34 protein-coding genes are annotated in these 25,740 nt (G+C 42.3%); all 34 read right to left on the reverse strand.

Annotated elements, in window-relative coordinates:
* Positions 1-3 precede the first annotated feature (3 nt).
* The gene (locus tag ACFPRA_RS01310; protein WP_381429651.1) at positions 4-2,016 is read right to left on the reverse strand and encodes a hypothetical protein; all 2,013 of its coding nucleotides are present in this window, start codon (positions 2,014-2,016) and stop codon (positions 4-6) included.
* Positions 2,017-2,019: 3 nt separating this feature from the next.
* Entirely contained in the window at positions 2,020-3,447 is a 1,428-nt protein-coding gene (locus ACFPRA_RS01315; RefSeq protein ID WP_381429653.1) for a hypothetical protein, read from the reverse strand.
* A 4-nt stretch (positions 3,448-3,451) separates the two neighbouring features.
* Entirely contained in the window at positions 3,452-3,841 is a 390-nt protein-coding gene (locus ACFPRA_RS01320) for a Low copy number virion structural protein (RefSeq protein WP_381429655.1), read from the reverse strand.
* 9 nt (positions 3,842-3,850) lie between these two features.
* On the reverse strand, positions 3,851-4,276 hold the full coding sequence (locus ACFPRA_RS01325; RefSeq protein WP_381429657.1) for a hypothetical protein: 426 nt from the start codon (positions 4,274-4,276) through the stop codon (positions 3,851-3,853).
* On the reverse strand, positions 4,269-5,855 hold the full coding sequence (locus ACFPRA_RS01330; RefSeq protein ID WP_381429659.1) for a hypothetical protein: 1,587 nt from the start codon (positions 5,853-5,855) through the stop codon (positions 4,269-4,271). Before ACFPRA_RS01330 ends, ACFPRA_RS01325 begins: the two co-directional genes overlap by 8 nt.
* Positions 5,856-6,575, reverse strand: a complete 720-nt coding sequence (locus ACFPRA_RS01335) for a hypothetical protein (protein WP_381429661.1) — start codon at positions 6,573-6,575, stop codon at positions 5,856-5,858.
* A 5-nt stretch (positions 6,576-6,580) separates the two neighbouring features.
* Entirely contained in the window at positions 6,581-9,085 is a 2,505-nt protein-coding gene (locus tag ACFPRA_RS01340) for a phage tail tape measure protein (protein WP_381429663.1), read from the reverse strand.
* Complete coding sequence (locus tag ACFPRA_RS01345; RefSeq protein WP_381429665.1) at positions 9,085-9,411, reverse strand: hypothetical protein; 327 nt, start codon at positions 9,409-9,411, stop codon at positions 9,085-9,087. The genes ACFPRA_RS01340 and ACFPRA_RS01345 overlap by 1 nt, the downstream gene beginning before the upstream one ends.
* 20 nt (positions 9,412-9,431) lie before the next feature.
* Positions 9,432-9,854 carry a hypothetical protein gene (locus ACFPRA_RS01350; RefSeq protein ID WP_381429667.1) on the reverse strand — a complete coding sequence of 141 codons (423 nt, stop codon included), beginning with the start codon at positions 9,852-9,854 and terminating at the stop codon, positions 9,432-9,434.
* A gap of 45 nt (positions 9,855-9,899) precedes the next feature.
* Positions 9,900-10,733 carry a chitobiase/beta-hexosaminidase C-terminal domain-containing protein gene (locus tag ACFPRA_RS01355; protein ID WP_381429669.1) on the reverse strand — a complete coding sequence of 278 codons (834 nt, stop codon included), beginning with the start codon at positions 10,731-10,733 and terminating at the stop codon, positions 9,900-9,902.
* A 5-nt stretch (positions 10,734-10,738) separates the two neighbouring features.
* Positions 10,739-11,203, reverse strand: a complete 465-nt coding sequence (locus ACFPRA_RS01360) for a hypothetical protein (protein ID WP_381429671.1) — start codon at positions 11,201-11,203, stop codon at positions 10,739-10,741.
* 48 nt (positions 11,204-11,251) lie between these two features.
* Complete coding sequence (locus ACFPRA_RS01365) at positions 11,252-11,428, reverse strand: hypothetical protein (RefSeq protein WP_381429673.1); 177 nt, start codon at positions 11,426-11,428, stop codon at positions 11,252-11,254.
* A gap of 149 nt (positions 11,429-11,577) precedes the next feature.
* A complete protein-coding gene (locus ACFPRA_RS01370) occupies positions 11,578-11,742 on the reverse strand; it encodes a hypothetical protein (RefSeq protein WP_381429674.1) in 165 nt (54 codons plus the stop codon).
* A 1-nt stretch (position 11,743) separates the two neighbouring features.
* Positions 11,744-12,202 (reverse strand): hypothetical protein, encoded by a 459-nt coding sequence (locus ACFPRA_RS01375; protein ID WP_381429676.1) that lies wholly within the window; start codon positions 12,200-12,202, stop codon positions 11,744-11,746.
* Complete coding sequence (locus tag ACFPRA_RS01380) at positions 12,195-12,590, reverse strand: hypothetical protein (protein WP_381429678.1); 396 nt, start codon at positions 12,588-12,590, stop codon at positions 12,195-12,197. Before ACFPRA_RS01380 ends, ACFPRA_RS01375 begins: the two co-directional genes overlap by 8 nt.
* Complete coding sequence (locus ACFPRA_RS01385; protein ID WP_381429680.1) at positions 12,587-13,201, reverse strand: hypothetical protein; 615 nt, start codon at positions 13,199-13,201, stop codon at positions 12,587-12,589. Before ACFPRA_RS01385 ends, ACFPRA_RS01380 begins: the two co-directional genes overlap by 4 nt.
* Positions 13,202-13,251: 50 nt before the next feature.
* Complete coding sequence (locus ACFPRA_RS01390; RefSeq protein WP_381429682.1) at positions 13,252-13,557, reverse strand: hypothetical protein; 306 nt, start codon at positions 13,555-13,557, stop codon at positions 13,252-13,254.
* 214 nt (positions 13,558-13,771) lie between these two features.
* Positions 13,772-15,028, reverse strand: coding sequence for a phage major capsid protein (locus tag ACFPRA_RS01395; protein WP_381429684.1), 1,257 nt, complete (start codon positions 15,026-15,028; stop codon positions 13,772-13,774).
* 11 nt (positions 15,029-15,039) lie between these two features.
* The gene (locus ACFPRA_RS01400; protein WP_381429685.1) at positions 15,040-15,720 is read right to left on the reverse strand and encodes an HK97 family phage prohead protease; all 681 of its coding nucleotides are present in this window, start codon (positions 15,718-15,720) and stop codon (positions 15,040-15,042) included.
* A gap of 24 nt (positions 15,721-15,744) precedes the next feature.
* Positions 15,745-17,859: a phage portal protein gene (locus ACFPRA_RS01405; RefSeq protein WP_381429687.1), complete on the reverse strand. Its 2,115-nt coding sequence runs from the start codon at positions 17,857-17,859 to the stop codon at positions 15,745-15,747.
* Positions 17,860-17,890: 31 nt separating this feature from the next.
* Complete coding sequence (locus ACFPRA_RS01410; RefSeq protein WP_381429689.1) at positions 17,891-18,085, reverse strand: hypothetical protein; 195 nt, start codon at positions 18,083-18,085, stop codon at positions 17,891-17,893.
* A gap of 13 nt (positions 18,086-18,098) precedes the next feature.
* On the reverse strand, positions 18,099-19,454 hold the full coding sequence (locus tag ACFPRA_RS01415; protein ID WP_381429691.1) for a PBSX family phage terminase large subunit: 1,356 nt from the start codon (positions 19,452-19,454) through the stop codon (positions 18,099-18,101).
* A complete protein-coding gene (terS, locus tag ACFPRA_RS01420) occupies positions 19,447-20,268 on the reverse strand; it encodes a phage terminase small subunit (protein WP_381429693.1) in 822 nt (273 codons plus the stop codon). Before terS ends, ACFPRA_RS01415 begins: the two co-directional genes overlap by 8 nt.
* A 77-nt stretch (positions 20,269-20,345) precedes the next feature.
* Positions 20,346-21,077: a hypothetical protein gene (locus tag ACFPRA_RS01425; protein WP_381429695.1), complete on the reverse strand. Its 732-nt coding sequence runs from the start codon at positions 21,075-21,077 to the stop codon at positions 20,346-20,348.
* A 302-nt stretch (positions 21,078-21,379) separates the two neighbouring features.
* Positions 21,380-21,811 carry a helix-turn-helix transcriptional regulator gene (locus ACFPRA_RS01430; protein ID WP_381429697.1) on the reverse strand — a complete coding sequence of 144 codons (432 nt, stop codon included), beginning with the start codon at positions 21,809-21,811 and terminating at the stop codon, positions 21,380-21,382.
* A 304-nt stretch (positions 21,812-22,115) separates the two neighbouring features.
* Positions 22,116-22,400: a hypothetical protein gene (locus ACFPRA_RS01435; protein WP_381429699.1), complete on the reverse strand. Its 285-nt coding sequence runs from the start codon at positions 22,398-22,400 to the stop codon at positions 22,116-22,118.
* Between the two features lie 144 nt (positions 22,401-22,544).
* Entirely contained in the window at positions 22,545-23,126 is a 582-nt protein-coding gene (locus ACFPRA_RS01440; protein WP_381429702.1) for a hypothetical protein, read from the reverse strand.
* A 53-nt stretch (positions 23,127-23,179) separates the two neighbouring features.
* The gene (locus tag ACFPRA_RS01445; protein ID WP_381430538.1) at positions 23,180-23,380 is read right to left on the reverse strand and encodes an XtrA/YqaO family protein; all 201 of its coding nucleotides are present in this window, start codon (positions 23,378-23,380) and stop codon (positions 23,180-23,182) included.
* Positions 23,381-23,707: 327 nt separating this feature from the next.
* Positions 23,708-23,836, reverse strand: coding sequence for a hypothetical protein (locus tag ACFPRA_RS01450; protein ID WP_381429704.1), 129 nt, complete (start codon positions 23,834-23,836; stop codon positions 23,708-23,710).
* A 220-nt stretch (positions 23,837-24,056) separates the two neighbouring features.
* Entirely contained in the window at positions 24,057-24,458 is a 402-nt protein-coding gene (locus tag ACFPRA_RS01455; RefSeq protein WP_381429707.1) for a YopX family protein, read from the reverse strand.
* Positions 24,455-24,595: a hypothetical protein gene (locus ACFPRA_RS01460; protein WP_381429709.1), complete on the reverse strand. Its 141-nt coding sequence runs from the start codon at positions 24,593-24,595 to the stop codon at positions 24,455-24,457. The genes ACFPRA_RS01455 and ACFPRA_RS01460 overlap by 4 nt, the downstream gene beginning before the upstream one ends.
* Positions 24,592-24,744 carry a hypothetical protein gene (locus tag ACFPRA_RS01465; RefSeq protein ID WP_381429712.1) on the reverse strand — a complete coding sequence of 51 codons (153 nt, stop codon included), beginning with the start codon at positions 24,742-24,744 and terminating at the stop codon, positions 24,592-24,594. The genes ACFPRA_RS01460 and ACFPRA_RS01465 overlap by 4 nt, the downstream gene beginning before the upstream one ends.
* Positions 24,737-25,357 carry a hypothetical protein gene (locus ACFPRA_RS01470; protein ID WP_381429715.1) on the reverse strand — a complete coding sequence of 207 codons (621 nt, stop codon included), beginning with the start codon at positions 25,355-25,357 and terminating at the stop codon, positions 24,737-24,739. Before ACFPRA_RS01470 ends, ACFPRA_RS01465 begins: the two co-directional genes overlap by 8 nt.
* On the reverse strand, positions 25,350-25,739 hold the full coding sequence (locus ACFPRA_RS01475; protein ID WP_381429718.1) for a zinc-finger-containing protein: 390 nt from the start codon (positions 25,737-25,739) through the stop codon (positions 25,350-25,352). The genes ACFPRA_RS01470 and ACFPRA_RS01475 overlap by 8 nt, the downstream gene beginning before the upstream one ends.
* Between the last annotated feature and the right edge of the window lies 1 nt (position 25,740).

Genomic DNA, 25,740 nt, shown 5'->3' on the forward strand with positions numbered 1-25,740 from the left:
TCCTTAACTTACTACCTTCCGTGGCTTTTGAGGGTCTTTTAGTACACCGATACCAATTTCCGTATGTGGTGTAAACTTAGCCAGTGTAAACGCCGATATTGGTGTTGTCGGTTTGTTGAATTGGTATAGATGGCTGTATGAGTATCCAACAATAACCTCTTCCCCTTGTTCTGGAGCTACATTGAATTTAATGGTTTTAGTATCTGGATCATACTCGTATTCCAAGTTGGTTACTTCCATACAATCCACCTGAACAGATTGGAATTCATTTCCGAAAGGTGCATGTCTAACGTGGAACACTCGATTAATGCCATCGCCGAACCCTAACACTTCGTTATATACGTCACGCTCGACTTCCATTTCATTACTTTGATGAATGCCTTTTGCGTGAATCGCTAGAACGTCATCCAAGTAACCCACGTCACCGTCATTTGGGTGCGTAATCTTAAATTGCGATACGTGATACTTTCCTGAGTATACGGACGGTTGGAATTTACCTTCTCCGTTGTCGATATTCTGGCTGGCTGTATGGAATTTCAAATAGTGCTGTTGGTAGTATGCACCTCCCACCCCCTGCATAAGTTGCACACCCTGATTTCCATTGGATGTATTCTTTCCAAAGTCAACGATCTGGCCGCCTAGTTCAGCATTAGGCTGATACCTAATCTCTCGCAACGAACTTGAACCCGCCGCGATAATCATGTTTCTGCGTGGTGTTATTCCTTTACCGTGTAGTCGTCCAAAGTATAGTGGCGCAAACAAAGCCGACTCTGCATCGGTTGTTGGGTCTGGACGAATAAACATCATGCAACGATCCTTGTTGATATTGCCCCAGTTGTACACGAAAGAATCTCGTTGCCATCCGCGCCCGAATTCCGACTCGCTCGTGAAATCGAGTACCGTCGGCAGTGACGGAATCTTATAGTCAAGAGATGAATAAACCGCATCCATCAAACTTCTCGGGTCGTTCGGATTAAAGCTTTTCAACGCTCTAATATCGCCATCAAGTTGCGTTACTCCCGACGGCGCACTTCCGGTTAAGTCGATATAACTAATCGTAACTTCAGCACCCAGAACCGGTGCTACATTAAATGTGACTTTACCCTCTTCATGATCAACTTCGTAACCTCCTTTGTCTTGTAGTATGCCATTCACAAAAACCCTGACAGAATCGGTCGCAATTGGCGCGTTCTCCGTCCAGAATTCCTTGTTCACACCGTCACCATCGCCAACTTTTCCAAGCGTTGCACCTTCAATAATTGTGATATATCTCGCAGTTATTTCCGCGCCAAGTGCTGGCGCCTCATTAAACGTTATCTTTCCAGTTGTTAGATCAAGTTTATAGTCCTCATTTTCTAACAGGATTCCATTGATATATAAATACATAGAATCTAACTTAATGGGTCTTGTCGGCGTGTAAAACTCAGTTGTTTCTCCGTCGCCATCTGCAATGTTAATCGGTTCGTCGTCACCCACAAGTCTCGATAAATGAACTGAGTCGAATGTAAAGAATACTAAGAATGTTGGTGGCTCTGGAGCCGTACTTGCCATTTTATAAGTTATTGTGATGAAAGAGCCGTCGCTTGGCGCTGATTTAAATCGAATAATTCCATCGCGGTCAATTACTTCGTAGCGCGAGTCATTTACACGCGTGCCGTCCACGTACACATCAACGTCTTCGTATTTATCAATCGGATAAACTTTAACTTGGAAATCTCTGATAGTTCCGTCTCCAACCCCCAAAATCCCAAGTGGCGAGTTGTCAGAAATGATGCGATTGTCAGCGAAAGAAGACTTTGCCGTGTCGTAACCGAACACCATTCCGAGGTTGCGCTTTACGCGATCACTCCCAGTCGAGCGAAACAGTCGAACATCCGCGTATTTTTGTCCTGCCTCAGTGGTATTTCCATACCGATATCTATATTTAAGGAAATTTTTCCATCCGTTTTCAATGAATGTTTCTGTAATATCCTGTGGCAACATTTGGACGAATGAACTTTTGTCGAACCACTTCATATTTTATTCATCCTCCTTGTAACTTTCTTTCAGTAAACCAATGCCCATCGGTCGATAAGGGACTCCTGGCACCTTAGTAAATGCCGACACTCCCTCAACTAAATGATATTTGTAGACATCGTGTCCATCCTCGCAAAATGCCACTCTCACTTTCAATTCGTTGCCATCACTCAAACTAATTGGATTAGCCAAGATGCACATGGGAAGTTTCCCACGCACACCCTCATCCGCGTGTGCGATTGTCGCTTCTGTAGCTGGTACTTTGCCTGTATATCGTGATGGGTTGTGCTGATAGTTGTATGCTTCCGCATCGCTTCGTTGCCACGCTCGCGGGAAGCCTTTTCCTTCATGACTTCTCGCTGGGGGCATTAGGTTGGAAGCCGCATCTACGAATAAGTGGTGACTTTGGTACATCGATCCTTTTTTGTTGCGATAAACCATGATGTTATCAACCGCATTTGACGGCTTCCGTACATAATCTTTTAACAATGGCTGTAACGTACTTTCGAAAGGTGTTGGACTATCAAAGTCATATGTCGGCGTATTTGTTTTAAACGCCGATCCAGTTGCAATCGCATAATTAAATTTATCTTCAGGATCTTCGGGAATGAATTTCCCCATAAATAACGGGATTTTAGGTACACCGTTATTTTCGTGAGATGCTGACGCATCCCCATGAAGCATCAAGAAACAAAAGTCCTTGTGCGCTATCCCCTCAACATCAATTAGGCTGTCGTGATACCAGTTCGTTTGCTGAAATGGATTGTCCATTGATTTTGAACCGTCGATGTTTTCAAATGCCGGAATACGAATAGATGCACTTGAAATAGGACTTTGTCGATATTCCGGATATGCAATTGTTGTTGTCCATGTCGGTGATCCTTGTAGTATGTACCAAGCACCCTCATGCACTTCAATGTCAAGCGCCGCCTGTTTAATGTCACCGTTCCAAGGTGTTATAATATCGCCGTTATGTGGTACGTCTTCAGTGATTTTATCTATCATGTAAAAATACAACGTATGCGTTTGCTTAAATTTCGGATATCTATTTGTAATATAATCTGCTAATTCTTGTTTTTGTGCATTTAATTTATGAATCGTTACGGATGGTAAGTCTGGATCCTTTATTGCAGGAGCATATTGTTTCGGCCAATAATCTTGTGGCAAAAAACCAAGTTTCGTGCTCATTTCTCCGTACAAGGCAATACCGTAATAAATGTCCCGTCGTTTATCCGGATGCTTCAAGATCATATGTTCTGCCACTCCGAAGTTAATTGTACTCTGTGCCAATTCAGGAGTCTGCGGATTAATAAGACTGGCCGGAAATGTTGTTTTTTTAAAGTATCTCTCTATGGTCCAATCGGCATCAGTCAGAATGGCAGCCAACTCATTTAAGACATTCCCCTCTGTAATCTGCGTTTCGATGTACATTTCTTCACTCCTCGTCTATTAAAAACTGATAGTTATACCACACATCTTTAGGATTCTGGCTTATGTTGTTAAAAATGAATGTAATTGAGTCTCCCGCTTTTAGTGGAATTAACGTTGTAAAGAAAATACCTTCCGGCAAATCCTTTGTGTACACAGTTTCCAGTATATTTTTTTCATTTACCTTTACAGTTATATTGTCGTGTGTGTAATACTCACTCATTGCGAATGCGATACCTAAAAACTCCGCATCCTGTTCAAGGGTGTATTCTTTTTGTGTTGTAGTTTCGCCGACCTCTAGGATAAACCCCTTAATAAAAGGATTCGGTTTACTCGGATAAAAAGGTGCATCTAAACGCCCACCCGCTGTGTAGTTAACATTAAATCCGCCACCCATAATTCCACCTCATAAATAATAGTCAACCGACTCTCCCCACCCATCGTACAAAGCTTCAGAATCGTCGTGTTGCTCTTCTATCCCTTCATTGGTTAATTCATAATCATACCGTAACAAGTGCCCGTTTGGTGCGAAGTGTAGCGTCCACTGTTCTGTTTTACCTGTCATCTTATGAATGGTCACGAAATGACTTAATAAATTTTTAGCATTGTAATAAAGGAGATAATCATAAAAACGGTCACCCTCAACTTTTTTGAGAAAATGACCGTTTCTATGTAATGTCCCGCCTTCTTTTTTATTGTTCTTTGAAATTTTATTATCGATCGACAACGATGTGCGCCTTTGTAAATTTTTAAGCATGTATTTAACTGGATCATATACATTCGCAAGTGTTACTTTTTCAGTAGAATAGTCCTTCGGTGGATCGTTATACATAATCAACTACCCACTTTCTTACAGGTTTTGTTCCTTGGTAATAACCTAAATCATTCACTTTATCGCCGCGTGGCATATTCAGTATTACTTCCGTTGGTGTAAGTAGTTTTTTATTTTCATCTTCCAAAAACATACTTGCCGTCAAATCAGCTGACGCCCCTGCGGAAACACCAATAAATTCGATAACGTTTACACCCTTTTTAAGAGTTAAACTAATTAGTTCCGCTGTACTATCGAGCACAAGGTTACTTTGCACCAATTTGCCATTTAGTCGAATTGTGATAATGTCTAAATCCACCCCGCCGTTATCCCAGATTCCCAGTGTTACTTTTTTTGTCGACGACTCTACATCTGGAAAATCCGTTACTGGTGGTGGAGGTACTTCGGTTTTTTCGAACCCTGCATTAATCGAACACCCTAAAGTTTGGGTGAATCCTCCTGAATTAAAATTGTAATCAATCGAACGGATATGATAATTGCTTGATACTGTACTAATTTTTTCTTGAATTCGAATCGGATCATACAATTCTAGCAACGGGTTTGCAGGTATTGTTATAGTTACTGTACGTACCTTATAAAGCATCCTCGTTATATAAGCCAGTGCAGCCAACTTACGTTTAAAAGACGTATTGGCCCAAGGGTACTCAATGACAACCTCTCGTCTTTCGCCATTTAAAATCTTGTCCGTTAAAAATGACGAGGAATATGCATCCGCCATCCGATTTGATTCGACAATAACTGTGCCGTAAATTTCCGTGTCGTCGTATTTATATTCAAGTGCCGTCAAGTGCATTTCATCATCAACTGTAAACACCGCTTCTACTTTTTGCGAAAAGCGTGGTAGTTCGCGTTGTTCTACCGTCCCGTCTGGCAACTCGTAAAAATAATGAAACACCGAATTAACCAAGGGCTTTATAACTGTATCGTACGTTTCTCCACGTAGCCCCATTGGTTCTCCGATTAAAAATTCTTCACCGCTCTGCTCGTCTATAATCGGGATACCTTTAAAGATCAAGCCAGCATAGTCGAATGCCCTCTCTAGCGCATCAGGTAACGTCATCGAAGCGTCGGGTAATAAATGTTTCGAATCTTCGTAAGGTCTAACCGTGTTATCGATCATTCGCTTATACATCGATCGTCCTGATAATGTGATAGTTTGCGCTTCTGCATTAACGGCCACTTCGTCGATTAATCCAGTCATTACTCTTACAATTTGATCACCATAACCAAAATGTATCTCAATCTTTGAGTTTGCTTGCAATTGCCCTTTCCACGGACTCACAAGGTGTCCTCGAAACGCTTCTAGCCCAGGTGTTTTACCACGAAAATAGTCCGGCGATAGTAAACCATCCTTGTCCTCGCACGTCACGGAATACGAATAAGCCGGACTCTCCACTTCTTGACTCAATGAGATGTCGATAACACCCGGCAATCTAGCTTTATCCACTAAAAACACGTCACCCTCTTTACCGAGAAAACGATTATGTACAATGACGTATCGCACCGGTTCGCGGTCATGGCTCCCGATCTGGTAGGTATTCATGATTGAGTGCCACAACAATTGACTGGCATCTCTCATTTACCACACCTCCACGTCGTTCTTGGATTTCATTGGCGAGTGGAAAAGACAGTCTAAAAATGTTAGTGGACCTTTGTTCGATGCTTGCGGATCTAATATTGCACCGCCAAATAAACCGTAATTGTATTTTAAAATATAAAAATTCGGGAATTTGTCCATGAAATTGGCATAATGGTCATACGCACTCAACACATTGTCATCTGCGTCTTTTTTCGGCGCAAACGTCAACGTAAAGTTTATCTCTACACCGCCCGGTGATCCCTGCTGATAACGATTGAAACCATTTAATGTATCCATCGTATTAATCTTTTGCAATGTCTGTGGTGGCGTTTCTTGATCAATACCAACAAAATCATCAACGAGTTCAAACGCTGTGCCGTTTATATAGCGAATCTTAGACCAATCCGTTGCTCCGAAATCACTATTATTCTTCCACTCAAAAGTGTGTTTGCCTTCATCGACGTATACGTAAACACGTGGAAATGCATAGGGTCCTCTCGCTGTAAATCGCTTCACGCCATCAACAAAAAATTCAAATCTCGCTTGTGTTAATTCACCTTCTGCATTGTGTGCAATTTGCGTCGCGAAATCGAACGCAATCCATCCAGGCGTTTTGTAATTTAAAGTAAGGGAGTAAGACTGATTAGGTCCACTCCCCACATCTACAATCGGCTCTTGGATAAAAAAATTCTCACGCGGCCTTATATAAAGTTTTGCCAACCAAGTCACTCCCTTTGCCGTGCCTTACTGAAAAATCTGCGTTCTACCTTGTTTTGAATGGTTTGCGTTGAAGCATCTTCTAATTTCCTAACGTGGACATTGACAGTTCCGCCTTCCGACTCCTCACCACGTCTACGTCTTGTTTCATTTTGTGGTACACCTGCAAATTCGATACGTCTTGGGGTCGGTAAGATGTTAGCTGCGTTCGGTATACTTAACGTCGATAATCCTTCCATCGCATTTTTATAACTACGTTTAACAACGCCCCCAACAACACCCATCGCGTTGCCGACTTTGCTTACATTCTTTACTATTCCAGCCGCAATTCCAGCAGGTAACCACTTCGCTTCGTCTTCCATCACCCTTGATGGGGATTTGATTTTGAAGAAATCTGTGAACGAGTTGAGTGCAGCCTTACCAATGCCCACAATTGCATTTTTCAAGTATTTAGCGCCACTTGTGATACCTTTTGCGATACCTTTCGCGAAATCAACACCAAGCGTCGATGCTTTTCCTACGAATTCTAATGCGCCTTTCCATGCATTCTGAAATCCGCCGACAATTGCTCTTACAAAGTTTTTTGCCGCTTGAAAAGCGTTTCTTACCATATCACCAAGTGTTTTGGCAACCGTTGTCAATATTAAGTTGAAAATCCTCTTTGTTTCATTGGACAAGTTCACGAATTGTGCAATTACATCTATGACAAATCCTATAATCAACGCAACTGCATTAACGATGAAATCAATAATCATATTGATTACTGAATCCCATAAACCTTGAGCGACAGTGATGAATTTTGATATCGCACCAACGGTCGATTCAATAAAATCAGAAAACAAATCTCCCGCCCATGAAAGTAGATTTTCCAAACCTTCAACAATTGTGCCACCTAAATTCATGAGCCATCCACCGATTGCGCTACCCGCATCTTTTATCGCTCGGCCTAATAAAACAAATGCCTCACCAGTCGAAATCCCTAAAGCTTTTAGCATTAGATTCCAAGCGACTAGAAATACTGAGATTGCTAAACCAATCGGGTTCAGTAGCCGAGGTATCATTGCCGCAAAGCGCCCAAGCATCGGAAGAAATCGAGCAAATACGCCTGTACCTCTGCTTGTTGCTCCGAACAATTTTCCTGCGAATCCCGTTATTCTGGTTATAGTGCTGCCGAATCTAGTGAATAAACCTACTACCTTACCGCCAACACCAATAAACGTAGCGAACAAATTTATTATATTCCCAATCGAACCTATCAAACTTCCTAGGAATATTAAAATAGGACCTATTACGACAGCTAGTCCGGCGATTACAACTATCGTTTTCCTAGTTTCGTCACTTAGACTTCCGAACCAATCGACGATGGGTTTAATCGCACGTACTAAATCGAGTAAAATCGGAATCATGATCTCGCCAAATTGAATAGCGACCGCTGTTACTTCGTTTTTCAGCATTCTCAATTGTGACTCTGTTGTCGCGTATCTTTCGCCAGCCTCTGTACTTAATGCTTTGTTCTTTTCCCACCCATCGGCAGACGTCTTTAACGATTCACCAAGTAAATCCGATGCACCAGACATACGTAAGAGTACATCAGATTCGTATATTCCTTTAATACCCATATCTTCTAGCACGTCGGTTAGATTCTCTCCGCGAGAAGAAATCGTATTAAGACCTTTTACAACCGCATCCAATCCGTCTACTGCACTTTCGTTGTACAGTTTTTTGAATTCTTCACTAGACATTTGCGCAACTTCTGCCCAAGTTCCTAATGCCGCTCCGCCATCCATAGCGGCTCTCTGCAGCTTTTTGAGTATCGTTGTCATGGCAGTACCGCCCATTTCAGCTTGAATCCCTAGTGATGACATAGTTGCTGACAAGGCTAGTATTTCATGTTCGGTCATCCCGACCTGTGCACCCTGAGCGGCAAGACGCATTGACATGCCAACGATTTCAGACTCTGTTGTTGCCATCGTGTTACCGAGTGCTACAACGGAACTACCGAGTCTATCGAAATCGTCTTGAGACATCCCTACAATGTTCGCGAATCTTGCAAATGATGTGGCTGCTTGTTCGAGTGAAAGGTCTGTCGATTCGCCGAGGTCAATAATAGTGCCCGCAAAACTTTCTAGTGAATTCTGTGCAATCCCTAACTGTCCACCCATTTCGAAAACAGCTGCAATCTCATTGGCTGTAGCAGGTAATCTTTTTGACATTTCTAAAATTGTATTCCTGAATTCACCAAACTCTTCCTCTGTTGCATCCACTGTTTTTCTAACCCCAGCAAACGCACTCTCAAAGGATACAGCACTGTGCAAAGCAGCGGTTCCAATCGCGACGAACGGCAACGTAACTTTCTTGGTCATTGTGTCACCGACATCAGAAACTTTCTGCCCTACGCTCGAAAAACTCTTTCCAACACTTTCAACTCGACTCTTCGCTTGCTGTAACGCACTATCCAAACCGGTTGTATCTACGCGTATCCTTCCGACAAGTTCAAATAAATCTTGTAACATCAATCCACCTCATTTCTATGGTGGAAATTACTTAAGATATTGCGCGCCACTCCCCATGCATCATCAGCAGTCATTTCGTTGTCGCGTTCTGTCTCGTCTGGATCTACATAAGCTAAGTTCAATTGACTTACAAACTCGTCAAATGAAATACCTTTGTCATTGTGTGTGAGCCAAACAGAAAAGGCTTCAAGGCGTAACTTGTCCTTCTGTTCTTCATGACGCTGACTATTCACTATTTCAAAAACCATACGAATACGTTCAGCTGGCAATATATCGAATACATATTCGTCCGTCCATCCGTATCGGGATTGCACAACGTCAACCATACGTGCAATACGTTTTTTAATTAGCGTGTCATCGGATTCGAGAGTGGATTCTTCATTTCTTTCAGCATTTTTGGAAGTTTCTCCGTAAAAAAACCCACGTCTGGATGGTCTTTGAATGCAATAACAACCTCAACAATTTCTTCGAGTGTTAAATCCTCCACTTGTTCCTGTTCAATTTTCAATATCTTAGCTAACGCCTTGTAAATGCGTTCCTCGGCATTATCGATAGTTTCAAGTAACACACCTACGATTTTTACACCACGTTCAAATTCGCTCGCCTCATCGTTTTGCATAGCGATTAATGATGCGATGACTTCTGGGGTTGCCGCTTCCTTGATCAACCCTACGATTGCGAACGTTGAACTCAAAGATAGTCGCGGTAAATTCTTCTGTTGACCGTTAATTGTTACAACTGGCGTTTCTGTTAATAATGGATTGGCCATGTATTTCTCCTCCTTTTATCAAATAAAAAAGAGTGCACTATGCACTCATGTGATTGTGTAAATATTCGTGGACACCGGTGAAACATCTGAACCTTTCACCGCAATTGCTTTGACCGTCGTTGTCGTAGTGATTGTGATTGCGCCTGTGTATTCCGTGCCTGTTAACGCCGTTGGAAGTGACCCATCAGTCGTGTAGTAAATCGTTGCACCGCTTTCTGCTGTTAGCTCGACTGATACGTCATTGCTAAAATCTCCGCCTGCCGGATTCGCTTCCGGCGCCGTCAAAAAACCACCTGATAGTTTCGGGTAAAGAATCTTTACTGGAACCTTCGTCGGTGCGCCCGGGTCATACCTTGCTTCGAATGTTGTTGGAATAACTACGTCGTCTTTCCCATTATTCAAATCAACCTCAACACCTGTTGTCACACGTGCATTTTCTAAAATAATGATAATCGGGTCGCGACTGCCAATTAATTCAGCAACTAGCGCAATCGTACGGTATTGAGTTGGTGCGATCTCGCCATTGTGTTCAAATAGATCGTATCGGGCATTGTAAGTCTTCAAATTAAAATTCGCCATTGAGTTGTTCATTGTGCGCTTTGACATTTCCATGAGCTGCGTTTCAATTCGACCGTTTGCAGCAATAAGCCATTCCATGCCCTTAATTGCCCCAAGTGTGCCATCTGGTTCGGCAACATGGTATTCAGTGTCGTAAAAAAACTTGTTTCCGCCCTTTGTAGCTCCAAGTGGTATACCCCATGTTGACTCATCGTCTGGATCAAACTCATCCAAATCAAAATCTGCCATGATTGCACCTGGTCCGATAAGCAAATGCTTAAACGAGTCTTCCGTCAATCCTGTGCGGTACTTTAAAGCCATTCAAATCATCCTTTCTTCACCTTAAAATAAACATATACATCGGGTAACGCTTCTTTCAAATCGATTAAATCTTGTCTATGTTGTCGCACCATGAGCGTAAGGATTTCTCCATAAAAGCCCGATTCGGTTGGTTTCGGAACTCTCCCCATCAAAAAAGAACCCACTGCAAATGGCAATAGGTTCCGTCTTGCAAATATTTGTTCCAATCGAGTGATTGCGCGCTTCGGTATTTCGTAGTCATTTTCTGCGATTACTTCGAAACGAATCAGACGCCTTGTTTCGTGGTCCTCATTCGGTGTGTTTGACTCTTCATAAATTCGTAGGTATGGCATCTGCATACCTTCAGGGATTTCACCATAAGCAACAGATGGGTATTTAATGCCTGTCATTTCGTCCACTTCAAAATGAAGTAGTTCTCGAATCGTTTTGTCTGTTTCTATGATGTATTGCATGTATTTGATTAAATTCATACTTCACCTGCTTTCAGGCATAGAAAAAGCCACCCAAATGAGTGACTTTTACTGATTGACCGCTTCTTTAACGTACTTTGTCTTTAATTTATCCATCTTATTTTTGATTTTTTGACCTAGAACACCGAGTTGCTTTGTTAATTGGTCCTCTTTCACACTGCCATTCGGATGTTCGATTCTTAATTTGCCTATACGTTCTTGCAACTTCCGTACATCTCTTTGCATTTTTCTTCCTGCATCATCTAATATCACACCGGTATAATGCGCATTGCAATGAGGACAGGTAAAATATAACTCAACTACATCTTTTCCATGTCTACGGTTTTCACTTTTGACAAAAAACAACTTTTGGCATTTGTTACAACTGGCATTAGTCACCTCATCGCTTCCTTTACCATTATAGTTAGATACTGTTTATTGGTCTGTTGCATCATCTGATTAGACAATAACACTTCCTTGTCGCCTTGTTTCACCTTAAGCCCCTTTTCATTCGATTCGACCCTATATCCTAACGTCTTGAAATAAACTTTGTAATCCACGTCAGCGACCTCCTAGCATGCGTTTGATATCTTCTCGTTCCACTTCATACGTCGAACGGAAAAACGGACGCGCTTCCTGGTTGTACATCCTACCGAGTGAGTCTCTGCCAACAAAACCGTACTCCAACCTTTTGGCATACGGCACACCATCGGGACCGCCCCGAATACCAACGTAAGAAACAGGGCCTGTCCATTCGAGAACGGGTTTTGCGATAACATTCTGTGCTAACCATCCAGTGACTTTGGCTGGCACCTCTCCGCCTGCTGATGCGGTGTAAGTGGTTTGTGTACCTGGCACATGATATGTCTTACCTGACTGAGCACCTGACGATAGGCGTTCAACGATTTTTCTTTGTAGGTGAAACCCCGCATTCGTCACTCGTGCTTCAACTTCGTGTGTCATCCTGTCTGCGGCATTGTCGTTCCAACGCAATTCGAACTGCATATTATTGTCAGACATCGAGCATCACCACCCCGTCCACCTCGATGATTTTGTATTCCTGGTCGGTTGTGTCGACTGGTAACTCGTAGTGATGATCTGCAAATGATGGATTCCTGGGTTTTGTTTTGACCTCATACCATAGATTTTTAAAAAGAATGCGATCATCTTGTTTCACGTCCATTGGCAACATATAAATTACATAAGGAGTCACAAATTCTTGTCTTTCTTGTGGTGTCTGCTCCGTATTTTGCCGCACCACCGTTGACACTCGACATTTAACTTGATGACCAACGCGAATATATGCTTCTTTCCACTGGCCATTAACGCGTGTGCGTTTTTTGCTGAATATATCACATTCATCTTTCAATGTTTTTTTGAATAGGCGTTGAGATTTTTTAAAGTTCATGTGACCACCCACTGTCGTGCGTGTCCGTCCAATAATTGGGCAACCTCATTCGGAATGACGCTGTCAATGTCCTGTTGCGACGTTGTGCCATCCCGTACCGTCCAATCACCAAGCTTGATTGAGCCAGATTCACCCACAAATCCATCTTCATCAACATACATTTTTTCGACTAATCTAAGAGTTGCCAGTTCTAAGTCGCTTGGCAAGTCACTTGGATTGTCCTCTGTCCCATCCTTCGGTAGTGTGTATCCCGCTTCATACTCAACGATTCCACGTATTTGCGCTCCGTATATATCCAATATCCCACTTTCACTTTCCAAGAATGTCGCGATTCGTAAAGAATTTAGTAGTCGCCCGTTAATTGTCGCTATCTCATGCACTGGATACTCATTAAAGAGGATTTCATTCGTTGGATCAATTACATTTTGAATATGGCGCTGTCGCTTGAACTTACGCCGGCAATAACTTTCAATAGCAGCTGAAGCAGCATTCACAGCGTCAGCAATCCGGCTATCATCCGTGACATTTTGCTTTGCCTCAACTTCGTTAATATCGCCGTAAATAAAACGCTTAGCACGTTCGATTGTTGTGAGCGCGTTCTCTTTCAGCATTATGTCACCCCTTTCTTAAATGAAAAAAGGAATGCCGAAGCACTCCTATATTATTCTGTTTCGCCACTCTCTTCCTCCTCGTCGACATCTACTTCGCCGCCATAGAAATCATTACGAAGTTTGATATTGACTGGTTCATCACCGTGATCTGCCGCTAATAGCGCGATACCAGGATACGCTTTGTGAGTTCCATCTATATTAAAACTCTCTTCGTAAAAAGATTTCTTTGCCGCAATATCTTCATTTGGGATAATCACCATTTGTTCAGTCGAGTTTGTTTGAACTAATACGAATACGTACCTCGATTCTCCCAAAACAGCTGCATCTAAAACCGCTGTGATGTCTGCTAATGCCATGCTTTTCCCTCCCAATAAATAAAAGAGTTAATCAACTTATAGCAAGTCGAATAACTCTTGTTTTTTCATATCGCTCGTATATTCAATGCCTAAATCGTCAAGCAGCGCCTTTATTTCACGCACCGTTAGGTCATTGTACGAATATCGTGCAGGTTCTTCTTTTCGGGATTCTTCAACAGCAAATGTCGTTGTGCCGCCCGATTTACCGGGCTTATCAGGGTGTTACTTCAATTAGCTCGAGTTTACCACCTAAGTTTGGAACTTCTGTTTCAAGCACTGCCACCGCTTCTGGACGTGTTACACCGCCACCATTCCGGGCTTTCGCTCGAAATGGAATAATGTCATTTTCCATCGCCGACGCCGCTTGGTCATAACGACGAATCGTCATACCGTTGCGGTCGAGAATTGTATAGGCGCGCTTAATGTCACCGTAAACAGCCGCCGCCCCTTTTCCGATTGAATCATCTTTGTAAACTGGTTTACCGAATAACGAAGCTGGTTTACCCGCTTGGACCGGTGGTTGCCACATGTAGTTGCCTGTGTCGTCCTTTTGGGTACGGGTATACAGCTCCGTTTCCGCATTGATGATATAAACACCGTTATCACGTGCAATCTTGTCTTTCGGCGCATATTGTAGCGACAACAAGCCGTCAAGCAACTTTGCATCAGTAGTTAGTTTGAAGTGCTTAACAAATGGATCAACAAGTAATCCCTCCGGCTCTTCGTAATTATTGCCACGCCCATTCATGAATGCGTTGCCTTCTGTGTATGCAAATGCTTCCGCAAACATTTGCGTGATAATTTGCGTTAAATTGAACTCGCTGTCCATCAATTGGTCCTCGCCAACCCCAGTAAGTGCGTATAGGTTTTGGACGAACAGCCACTCACGCGCCGGGATAACATCTGATTCAAACTTTTTAACATCGTAATTGTCAACGTTTGTTTCAAGCTTCCCGTAACCGGCTGTCAATTTGTTAAACATTGTACGGCGCATACGGTTAGAAGATGTTGGTACAACGCGCGCTAATTGACGCATAATTACTTGGTCATGAACCGCCATCTGAATTTCGCGGTCAACATCTTCCGGGACAATTAATTCGCCAAGAGAATCCTCCACAAGCGCCTTTAGATGCATCGGTACATCTGCGATAGCTTTCTTCTCTTCTGCGTCTAGATTGTCTTGTCGACCACCTGCACGCATAAATTTAAGGAATGCAGACTTCTGCTTCATTTCTTTCTCGATTTGTTCATCTGACTTCCCATTTTGTTCTGTCTGGTGACGACGGTTTTGCTTCGTCGCCATTTCGTTCAGTTGATCTTGCATTTTTGTAATTTGTTCATTCAAATCATCCATTTTCTTTTGCGTTTCTGCTGTGGATTCACCAAACTTCTTTACTTCCTCTTCGCGCTTGTCGTTTGTGTCTTGCAAAGCCTTAGTGGCTTTCTGCAATTCTTTAATCATTTCATCCATATTAACGCCTCCTAGTTAGCTGTTAAACTTTTAATTTGATCTAAATAACTTTTAATTTTTTCTTCTTGCTCACTTGCTTGCGGATCATCAACCTGTTGACTTTTCACCTTTTGTTCTACCGCTTCATCAATCGCTTTTTGAAGCAAGGTAACTAAACGATTAACATCTTCATTACCGATTGATTTTTGAATGTGCGCTCTATCGTTTGCGGGTAGACCAACGGCAGAAACCTCATACAAATCTGCTTCTTTGATGTAAAAAATCCCATCATCGTCCCATTCGTAATCTTTAACAACGAATCCTATTGACATGCGATCAATAACTCCGGCGTCGACCAATTTCATTAGGTCTTTCCCCGCTACTGTATCAACGATTTTTGCTTCAATGTACAAGCCTTTCTCGTCTTCTTTCGCATGTACAATTTTTCCGACAATCTGATTCCAGTCATGGCCCACGAGAAATTTAATACGTCCAGAACGTGTAATCAAAGTCTTTTTAAAAGCTCCGCTAACAACTACATCGCCGTGCGCATCTGGCTCACCACCAAAAGTTGAAGCGTAACCCTTGATTGTCATGTCTTCTTGGCTGTATTCTTTGATTCTCATGCTAGATTCAATATGTCTTTTGGTTTCCAAAGTCGGTGCAGCTGATTTCTGCAATAACTCTCTTGCAAGTTCCTTTAATGTCTTCACGCTTCTCACCCCCTCTCAATGTTTTTAAACTTCATCCATCCGTACCTCGTAAACCTCAACGCAACGGCAATGGATACGTTCTTTCGCTGGCAATTCTGGATCGCCCGGAAACATTGCACTATACCCGTTAATGTTGTAATAATCTTTTACATCCACAGTCTGTTGATTTGCGTATTTATGGGAGTCCCGCGTCCTGCTGTCATATGTAGACACCCAAATCTTATTAATTGGCAAGTTTAGAGACAGCACACCTTGCTGTTTACCATAAGAAGCCGCCGCCATCATTTCAGTGCGTGCAATGCGATAGGAACGGTGTGTCATAAAATCATCAAAATAGAGTTGTTTCATTTCGCGCACTACAGCACTCATTGCCCAACTTTCTTCAAAAGCTTCTGATAAAATGGATCTGATTTCTTGTCTAGTCCATTCGTGGATATAGCTAACGGAATCGCCCGCCGCAACGCGAATGAACTCTTGCATGTATTCTGTAACGTCAGCGAAATCGTAATCATCGAATTTAACGTTTAGTTTTAACGCTTGTGATTTTAATAACTTACGTTCGCGGTCATACATCTCCTTGGCGAAGTTAGAATATAAAGCAATCATCATTGCTAGCCACTCTTCTTTTTCCAACGACAAAATGGCGTCAATGTCTGATTGCTTCACATCTTCAATCGACTTGATGCCTTTTAAGTATTCTTCAATTCGCTCATGTTCTTCCATAAACCGTCCGGCGATAACTCTTTCAGCAATTTTACTACGTTCATCCACCGAATCGTTAAATGCATCGGCACTCATTTTCCTTCTAAGTTTCAATTCCGCTTGTTTAACGATGGATAATGCGTCTTTCTCTTCGGGTTCTTCTGGCGGTTCTGCGTTCGGTCGTTCTTTGGGTTGCATTGATTGTCCTATTGTCAGTGCAAGCTCAACAGGATCGCCACTTTCATTCATTAAAACAACATTGCGTGGGATGAAAAATACGTCGCCGCCCGGAACCTCGTCTTGCCCGAGAGCTGCACGCTTCTCGTTCAACGTGAAACTGTCCGTATTCGAGATACGCTCATACTTCTCGTTCGCGCTTTCCTGCAACGCTTCAATTTTCGATTCGTCATAGCCCACAACGACCCTCGCGCCATACAACGGTGCAAGCTTGTGGTTAATAGACGACACAATTTTATCTAGCGTTGGCAGTACGGTGTCTTGGTGAAACGCCTGTCTAGCTTCCTTGTAGTTGTTGTAAGTGGATTTGTCCTGAATACCTACCAATTGCGGTGGAACGCCAAAAACCGCGCAAATCTCTTCTCGCGTCATTCTCCGACTGTCGATAAAGTCCATATCCTTTGGCGATAACCCCATCGCTTGGTATTCCAGCCCACCTTCAACTAAATGCGTTTTACCAGCGTTATGTTTACCACCCCATAACCTTCGGATCGTTCTTGTAATCCGTCTTCGTTCAGGATCGCTAATCTTCACATCTTTGGGCGCTCGCAATATCCCACCTGGCGCCGCATAGTTCTGGACAAGCGTTGTATTCCAGTCCGTTGTCGAGTTATCCATATCAACCGTTCGCATCGCAATCTGTAACGGAGTTAAACCAAAGTAATCATTTGTTGGATGAAATAGTTTGGTATGCAATGCACGTTCATATGGCAACGCGATTGCCTCACCATTCACATTCAACCTGATTTCTTTAATCGACTCTTCACCAGGGACAATCTCAACGCGTTCGGGTCGCCACAACCAAAGTTCGATAGGTGGTCCATTATCGCTCGGGCCATTCATCTCGACATAACCATTACCTGACAACATTAAAAAAGACACCCACGCCTCCATGAAATCGTCGCGTGGATGTTCTTCGTTCGGCTTGTCCAACAGTAGTTGTAATGGGTGATTTTCAACCTTGATTAATTCCCCGTCTTTCCCTTTTTCATAGACTTCAAGCGGAATAGATGCGGCTGCCCTCGCGATCGCACGCACACAAGCATACACCCATACATTTTTGTTGTACGATTCTTTAACCATCTTGTCGTACTTTTCTTCTGTATACTGTGGTTGACCTAGCACAATTTGATTAATATGTCTTGCTGTAATAGACGCCTTCGTCGATAAGTAATGCAACGCCATTTCAAATTGATTCATTCATTCACCTCCTCGCCCTTCAGATGAAATGTCATTGCAACTTTTCAATTGCTTTATCTATTTGTTCGATTTCATTTACAGTTTGTTCATTTGATTTATTCAGCACCTTCAATTCCGCGGTCAAAAAACCAAACCGTTGACTATTGTCATCTAATTCCTTCGCTAATCGCTTTCTTTGGTGTTCCAAAATCTCGATTGCAACATTCATTTCTTTGTTTTGATTCATAATTACCTCTCCTTTACCAATCATCATCGTCATCGTCAATGTCGTATTCAACTTCTGTAACATTCACAGACACCGCATCCTCAATCGTATAAACCACATACCTAATACCATCAAGTGCGTGGTCATGCTCTTTAATCGGCTTATCTATGCCTTTATTGCCTGCTTTACTATCCCAAACGTAAGATGCGAATTCCTTCTTCACGTTTTCGCAATCGTTATGGACATATAAAGATTCACTCGAAATCATAGATTGAACTGTACGAATACCGTTAAGTACGTCATTATCCGCCTCAACAACACGAAAAAGACCCTCGTCGTGTATCTCCGCCTTGAAAGACGCAGCACTAGGGTCTAAATAGATTGTCATATGATTTGGATTAAACATTGGATTGCGCTTGATATGTTTTTGCAATATTTTTGATTCTCGGACAAACTTTTTTAGATTTGCGTAATGCTGCTTGTCCGTCAATTGCCCATCTTTACGTCCATCATGGTAATACTCGTCCATGATGTAGTATTTGTTTGAGCCATCGTCTTGGTACTTGATGCCAATTAAAATAAACGCTGTCGGATTACTTGTACCATAGTCAATACCGATAACAAAGTCGTCAACAGCTAGGTTATCGTGTATGACATGTTCTTTTTCGTGAAACATTGAAAAGATAACGCCTTGTGCGGCAATCCATAAACCTTTAATCATTCGGTCATAGAATACACCCGTAAACATCCGCTTGTATCGTTCTTTGGTTTTTTCGGATAAGGATGGGTTATCTTCCATCGTGAAATGAAGTCGATAGATTTTCTTCTCTTCCGCTTGATCGATGAAATCTGTTTTGAACCAATGATATGGGCCCTCTGGGTTGCAGTTCAAAAATATCTTTGCACCATCTTCAGAGCAACGACCAATCGCTTGGTTAATAAATGATTCAGGCATAAGTGCCACTTCATCCAAGTACGCACCAGCCGCTGTTAATCCTTGCAACGTGTCTTGTGACGCTTCATTCGACGCTCCAAATAAATAAAATGTGTTCGTGCCGATGATAACATGCGGATCGCCGCTCATGTGATAGTGATAGTCGATATTCTTCGCGGTCAATATTTTAAACATAGGTTCGAGAATGTTACGTTTCACCGCACCCATTGAACGACCAGCGATGATAAAATTTTCATGTTTAAAAGTAGTCGTCGCAAACGTCAAAAACGAATCAATCATCGCAACTGTTTTACCCGCACGAATCGAACCGTCGCATATAATCATGTCTTTATCATGATGTGGACTATCTGGATGCCACCAATACTGCAAACGCATTTGCTTCTTGGAAAATGGACGAAACTTAAATGCAGTGGTGCGTTTTCGCTTTCTACTCATCGTTAAACACCGCCGTCACATCCGCTTTTCCAATCGCTTTCATGTATTGTTGCATGCGTTCGTGTGCATCATCCGAAGTATCACCTTGTAAATCTTTAAGTTCGGCTTTCGTTTTGTCAATGCCAACTTGCATTGCTTCGAGTTTCAATCGGCGTTCATCATCTTCGTAAGCTAGATCATTGAACTGCTTAATCAACGATCTGAGCTCGCTCATCGCTCGGCTTTGGGCATTCAAGAAAGTTGCATGACGATCCCATGCGAACTGATAATCATATTGCTTTTCTTCTGCAAATTCGATTGTATCGTCATCATTAATAAGCCCTTTCACTTTCGAGAGGACTTTCACAGTTTCGTCTTTACTTTCAACGTGCATGATCTGTTGAGCACGGATGATAGCAGCATACTGAATCTGTATCTGATCGTATATTAAATCAGCGGGAGAACGTTCTTGCATTGCCTCCATGATCTCTAACGTGTCTTCCGGTAAATACTTGGCGAAGAATCCGTGAGTCACCGCATTTGAGTTTCGTTTTGGAGGCGATGCGTTTACATTCCCTCTGTTCCCCTTAGCATTACCATTCCCTCTAGGAGCACCGCGCTTTCTAACGGATTGTTGTTCGTCTTTCTCCGTTGCAACACTCTTCTTTTTCGTTGCGCGTTGCGATGCGTTATTTGCCGTTGCGTTGCGTTGCCATTTCTCTCGGTTCTTCCTACTACGAATGGTCGAATCTTTCACGCCATGTTTCTCAGCTAAATCTTTAAATGTTATATCGCTTGTTTCCCATTCCTTCTGAATCTCAATCCAATTAGGCACATCACATCACCGCCGCCTCCTTTATTTTTAGGCATAGAAAAAGCACCTCGGAATGAGATGCTACTTCAAATGCTTATTCATTTCGACTCTACACATTTCTTTACTACACCCATAAATGCAGGTAAGTATTTCAATACATCGCTTTTTAGAGCTATAAAATCCTCTGTCTCTTCTGTATGAGCGATTTTGTTACGGATAATGGTGTAAATAGTTTCGTAAGGACATGTTTTCCCAGAACTTGCTGGAGGAGGAGCTGTGTAAACCCCTCTTTCAAATCTTTTTATCATTTTATCAATGTCAAATTGACTTACATATTCTTTACGAGGGTTTTTAGCTACTATGTACATTAAACTATACAACAAAACAAATCTCCCGATTGGTTCTTCTTCTTTGAGAGCTTGATTGTAAAATATTTTTAAATTACTTATTATGGAACCGACTTTAAAATTTTTTTCTAATTCTTCTATTCTACTACCGTTAATTGGTTCGATTACTTTGAATCGACCAACCATTGTACTGCTTATATTATGCTCTACTTTATTATCTGTTTTTATCTGGTTGAATCTCACGCTATCCAAAGGACTTTTCAACTCAAAAGATAAAAAAGAGATTAATTTATCGACTATATCATCAGAAATACCCAACCCTTCCTCTCTTTCCGTCACCTCTCTTAAGAACAATGTAATTCGCAACATATCAGTATTACCAATGCTTTCGACTGTAATTTTATCAACTTTCTCAGAAACATTATTTATAATGATTGCTCTCTCTAACCAAAACAAGGACTTCGCTGTGTATGTTATCTCCATTTACTTCTCGCCTCCCATCTACAATATTTCGTCATGAAAGGCGTAAATCCTTCATACTCCCAAAACTACACACCATATCAAGCCCTTTATTAGCTAACGCTTGCTCTCTATCACCAATTTAATGGCAGGTACTCGCTAGCCCACGATTATTTTATGACTGTATGGCACATAGTTTTCAAAGTACAAATATCGCCCGTATTCGGGGAATCAGTAGCCAAAGTGTACTCTCGCACCCCAAGACCACCAACTCCCCGACCTGCCTTCCATGGTACCAGTATTTTCCGCAAACGCGAAAACATGAACTAAATGCACTTTTGAACGTTTTGAACATCTTGAACATTTTCAGCCATTTGTCTTGCGATCGAGGAAAATAGTCTTTTGATATGAGTGTGTGATAGCCCCATGTGACGCGCTATCCATGAGTACCCTTTGCCTTCTAGAATCCAGTGAAGAACCTCCGCCTCCCTCACATCTTCAATCACATGAATACGCTCCTGAATCATTTTGACTTTACTTTCATATCCAGAAATCTTTTCATGGTGTTTACTGCGTCTGATCACTTCACGAAATACCGGATCACTCGCTTCGCCCTTCCCTTTCGGCATGACCGCCTCGATGCCATACTGTGCCGTTAGCCCATCCCCGGCATCGCGCAAGTTCTCACGCATCACCTTCACCGAATTGATCATCCAATGATAATCCTTAAGTAACTGCTCGATCTGTTTCTCCGTCATATGCCCGCCCCTTTTCATCGTCTTCTGATTGCCCCGTTCACTCGTTTGTACGTTTCTCGCCTAACACCCATCAAATCCCTTAATTCCCACGCTGTTAGCCGTTCTGGACGCTTGTCCCTTGTCCTAGTATTCTTCCGTTCTACCTTGGCTGTACGAGCCTGCGAAAGCCCTTTTTCAATCAACTCTATTTGCAATGAACGCATATCCTCGCTCCCTTTTTTGTGAAATAAAAAAGAGGACAACAAATGACCCGGCGTAATTGCCGTAATCAAATGTTGTCCTCTGGTTGGCCAGGGGGACTGTATTATTTAAATGTATCTAAATCACTTATTTCAATGATTCCCCTTCGATTATTATCCAAGAATTTCACGTTAACCCTTGAGCCATATTTGTTTCTATTAAAACTCAATACTTGAACTCTTCTATCGCGATGCTTTAATTTTCGCTTATTCATTGGCTTGACTATCAATTCGCATCCAATTGTAATTGTATAATCTGAAACAATTTCTTCCTTGATATAACGTTTCACTTTCGCTTTTAAAATTAATCCATCTTCGTCTTCATAAAACTTAACTTCTGTCCCTATCAAAACTCCTCGCCCTCTTCCCTCGGCATCCTCTTAATCTTGCCGGCATGCGTAACAATCCTGATACTCCCTCAACCCATTTCGGACAACAAATGACACAGCGAAATGCTGAAATCAATCGTTGTCCTCTGGTTGGCCAGGGGGACTTTAAAAACTCTTAAATTGGGTGTGGTAAACGCGCCTTCTCATTAGGATCTTGATTGGGAGTTTTATAACCCCCCAATAATATTTACATTCTAATTGAGCAGAGGAATACCGACCTTTTTTAAAACTCCATTTATAAATCGCAAATCTCTCCCTGCCGGAAGTAGTATATCCAATTCGAACAGAATGCCTTTTAACATCTCTAGGACATTCACTCGTACCTAAAGGAATAATAAACGTTTCTCCTGAATCCATTTTATACTGCATAAAAAATTTATGAAATTCTTTTCCCGTAGATAGCTTATATTTAATAGTTATATCAAATATCGTGAATTCACCTAGATTTTTCATAATATGTGCAGTCAGCTTAAAATCCTTTTCCTTCTTCATACTTTCAAAGCTTTCAAAGTTACTGTCTGCTAAAAACTTCCCTGGACTCATTTCACGACCTTCTATTAATTCCGAATAAGTTCTAGTTGCAATAATATCATCAAAAAAAATCCTCTTTTCTATTTTTCTTTGTACTCTATCTCTCCAATGGTTATAAACACTTGTTAAGACAAATACCACAATTCCTGTAATCAAAGGAACGTACACCTTTATAATTTCGCTGTCTTTAAACAACGAAAGAAAATCCTTCAAAACTCTTCGCCCTCTTCCCTCCGCATCCTCTTAATCTTCCCCTGATGCGTCACAATCCGATATTCCCCGTGATCTGGAAGTTCCCGCACTTTCGCCTTCCCCTCCGATATAACTACAACACAGTTCAATGGTAGTTCCATTATACCAAGTTCTAGAAATAAATCATCTGGATTAATAGTAATGTCTTTGTTCAACAGGACCCCTCCTATTTGTGGTACACTATATTTGGCTGAGACAGGAGGGTTCCTGTCTTTTTATTTGTATAAAAAGGTGGTTTTACTATTGTTTGAAGGTGTCGAAGTTAATTGGATGCCGATTATTGCGCCCATAATTATCTTATTCCTTACGATGTTAGCAACTGCATTTGTATACAGATTGCTATTTATCAAGTGGTTACCTAAACGACTTTTTAATTTCCTTCTTGGTCCTGTTTGTTTAATTGGGCTTTACATCTGGCTTATTCCGATGAATTTAGGATTTTATGAGTTTTTCAAGTGAAGTAAGGCGTCTTGAGCGATGCCTTTTTAATAACCATAAACCCCATGCCGACGTTGCTCGATATTTCCAAGTTTCCCCTGCTCAAGCACAAGTAAAGTGACCTCAAGCTGCGACCTACCCAACTCTTCCTCGATCGTGTTCAAGCTAGTGCTCATTCCATTACCTCCAAGAACTCGCCTTCCTCAAGAGTGTCCCAGGCCTCAGTTCCATTCTCATTTTCCGTCTCTCCCAAAGGTTCGCCGCCTCGCATTGCGAATTATCCGATTGGATAAAGCTCAACGCAATCATTGTGGTAAAGGTCATCCCCGACCTGAATGATTACATCATCTCCGTAAAAAGGATCGTCGCAAGATTCACAACGTTTTAACTTTTCGTTTATTCCGCCACCTCCAGCAACTCCGGATCATCATGAATATTGCCGATGATTTCGTGACGTAGATCATTTCGCAATTCGTAACCCGTCCAACCGCCTTGCCCCGCATTATTCAGGTAAGCGTACAAAGGGACAGCTTTATACTTTGCTTGGTTAGTGTCGTAACAGATGACCCTTATTTCGTCATCGCCTGACTTGGCAATATCTCCATCGAACACCATGCGATCCATAGGATCTTCAATGCCGATGTATTGACCGACCGTTTCTTTATCGACAACGTATTTTGGCAAATCATCCGATATCACATTTTGAGGAATGATGTAATGTAATCCAACTGCCGTTTTGATGTAGCTCCCATAAACCCATGTGCCACCCGATTTCCCACGGAATAAAACATCCCTCACGACGCCACCGCCCTAGCAACAGCCAACATCCCCAACAGCTCCCGATACTCTAATTTTTCCAATGGGACACTTTTCAAATTTTCATAGATTCCAAGCGAATTGAGTTCTGCAATCACATAATTTCTCCGGTTCTTCATGCCGTCCGCTCCTTTTGCGCTGCCCAATACCGCTCAGCCGCTTGTATTTGTTGTTCCAGTGCTTCCATTTCTTGTTTGATCCGCTCCGCGTTGTATGGCTCAGTGGATTGCACCAGCCAAAAGCCACCGCCGTTGATCCAGTTAGGCATGACGCACATCCTTTCTGTTTTCGTGAAAACAAATCACTTTCCAGTTATCTCGTTTGCATTCCTCGATATCGAAGTCGCACTCACCATTCCCTGTATAGCAATCGAATCTGTGACTTTTAGGGTCTGCCGTGACTTCGTATATCGTTCTGCGGGTCGCCATCAATACATCACCTTGTTTCAGCTCCCAAACATCCCTTCCGTGCTTTGCCCACCATCTGCGCTCTTTTTCAACTTTGATTTCTTCGGGAGTGGCATGGCGCTCAACATCGGCAATCTCCTTCCAATTGCTCACGCCCTCAAATTGCACTCTTGCATGCTCATATTGGATGGCAACAATCTTGACTGTCACGTCTCCTTCAAATCCTTTGTATATGACCCAATCCTCGACCTTGTACTCCGGCTCAACTTCGTATTGACCTAACAACAATTGCATTAGCCCTGCACCTTCGTCTTCTCTGCCCGATTCATTCCATTCCACCAAAGTTTGAACATGGCTATCAGAAACCGTGAAGTCTGCTGTTACCATCTTGAAAATATCTGTCAAAGTCCACCGCGTTTCCAAATCTGTATATGCATCCGCAACGCTTTGCGGGATTTTTACTTTTTCAGTCATTCCAAAATTCCCCTCTCTCGAAAATCGCTATTAATTTTTGGCATTGATGCTCGTTGAACATTCCAATGTGCGCTTCTTCACTCGTCAGCTCCATTACCTTTTGGAGCCTCATGTATACCGCTTTCCTACTCATCTTCCGCGACTTCCATAACGGATCGATTCTCGCATGGCACATTTTTCTAAGGTTACGCAGATTTCCGTTCGCCAACGTCCCCAATGGCGTCTTGCCCCGGCCATGCGTCCCTACCCGAGCATCGCATAGTGTGCAAACATACAGGTTCGTGCCATAATCCCTGCCGTAAAACTCACGGGAGGAAACGAACCTTGCAGGCTTATCGCAGTACGGGCAATTGATGTCTGCTACTTTTGCCGTTTCGGTCAAT

The sequence above is a fragment of the Sporosarcina soli genome, assembly GCF_042655805.1.
GTDB classification, from domain to species: domain Bacteria; phylum Bacillota; class Bacilli; order Bacillales_A; family Planococcaceae; genus Sporosarcina; species Sporosarcina soli.

Bases quoted from the DNA above. Each gene is read 5' to 3' on its own strand.
- ACFPRA_RS01350 (WP_381429667.1), bottom strand. From the start codon at position 9,854: ATGGCCAATCCATTATTAACAGAAACGCCAGTTGTAACAATTAACGGT.
- ACFPRA_RS01395 (WP_381429684.1), bottom strand. From the start codon at position 15,028: ATGGATGAAATGATTAAAGAATTGCAGAAAGCCACTAAGGCTTTGCAA.
- ACFPRA_RS01470 (WP_381429715.1), bottom strand. From the start codon at position 25,357: ATGACTGAAAAAGTAAAAATCCCGCAAAGCGTTGCGGATGCATATACA.
- ACFPRA_RS01430 (WP_381429697.1), bottom strand. From the start codon at position 21,811: ATGACGGAGAAACAGATCGAGCAGTTACTTAAGGATTATCATTGGATG.
- ACFPRA_RS01315 (WP_381429653.1), bottom strand. From the start codon at position 3,447: ATGTACATCGAAACGCAGATTACAGAGGGGAATGTCTTAAATGAGTTG.
- ACFPRA_RS01360 (WP_381429671.1), bottom strand. From the start codon at position 11,203: ATGAATTTAATCAAATACATGCAATACATCATAGAAACAGACAAAACG.
- ACFPRA_RS01365 (WP_381429673.1), bottom strand. From the start codon at position 11,428: ATGCAAAGAGATGTACGGAAGTTGCAAGAACGTATAGGCAAATTAAGA.
- ACFPRA_RS01450 (WP_381429704.1), bottom strand. From the start codon at position 23,836: ATGAGCACTAGCTTGAACACGATCGAGGAAGAGTTGGGTAGGTCGCAG.
- ACFPRA_RS01460 (WP_381429709.1), bottom strand. From the start codon at position 24,595: ATGAAGAACCGGAGAAATTATGTGATTGCAGAACTCAATTCGCTTGGA.
- ACFPRA_RS01425 (WP_381429695.1), bottom strand. From the start codon at position 21,077: ATGGAGATAACATACACAGCGAAGTCCTTGTTTTGGTTAGAGAGAGCA.
- ACFPRA_RS01375 (WP_381429676.1), bottom strand. From the start codon at position 12,202: ATGTCTGACAATAATATGCAGTTCGAATTGCGTTGGAACGACAATGCC.
- ACFPRA_RS01415 (WP_381429691.1), bottom strand. From the start codon at position 19,454: ATGAGTAGAAAGCGAAAACGCACCACTGCATTTAAGTTTCGTCCATTT.
- ACFPRA_RS01465 (WP_381429712.1), bottom strand. From the start codon at position 24,744: ATGCCTAACTGGATCAACGGCGGTGGCTTTTGGCTGGTGCAATCCACT.
- ACFPRA_RS01330 (WP_381429659.1), bottom strand. From the start codon at position 5,855: ATGAGAGATGCCAGTCAATTGTTGTGGCACTCAATCATGAATACCTAC.
- ACFPRA_RS01325 (WP_381429657.1), bottom strand. From the start codon at position 4,276: ATGTATAACGATCCACCGAAGGACTATTCTACTGAAAAAGTAACACTT.
- ACFPRA_RS01410 (WP_381429689.1), bottom strand. From the start codon at position 18,085: ATGAATCAAAACAAAGAAATGAATGTTGCAATCGAGATTTTGGAACAC.
- ACFPRA_RS01320 (WP_381429655.1), bottom strand. From the start codon at position 3,841: ATGGGTGGCGGATTTAATGTTAACTACACAGCGGGTGGGCGTTTAGAT.
- ACFPRA_RS01385 (WP_381429680.1), bottom strand. From the start codon at position 13,201: ATGCTGAAAGAGAACGCGCTCACAACAATCGAACGTGCTAAGCGTTTT.
- ACFPRA_RS01340 (WP_381429663.1), bottom strand. From the start codon at position 9,085: ATGTTACAAGATTTATTTGAACTTGTCGGAAGGATACGCGTAGATACA.
- ACFPRA_RS01355 (WP_381429669.1), bottom strand. From the start codon at position 10,733: ATGGCTTTAAAGTACCGCACAGGATTGACGGAAGACTCGTTTAAGCAT.
- ACFPRA_RS01380 (WP_381429678.1), bottom strand. From the start codon at position 12,590: ATGAACTTTAAAAAATCTCAACGCCTATTCAAAAAAACATTGAAAGAT.
- ACFPRA_RS01405 (WP_381429687.1), bottom strand. From the start codon at position 17,859: ATGAATCAATTTGAAATGGCGTTGCATTACTTATCGACGAAGGCGTCT.
- ACFPRA_RS01310 (WP_381429651.1), bottom strand. From the start codon at position 2,016: ATGAAGTGGTTCGACAAAAGTTCATTCGTCCAAATGTTGCCACAGGAT.
- ACFPRA_RS01390 (WP_381429682.1), bottom strand. From the start codon at position 13,557: ATGGCATTAGCAGACATCACAGCGGTTTTAGATGCAGCTGTTTTGGGA.
- ACFPRA_RS01345 (WP_381429665.1), bottom strand. From the start codon at position 9,411: ATGGTTGACGTTGTGCAATCCCGATACGGATGGACGGACGAATATGTA.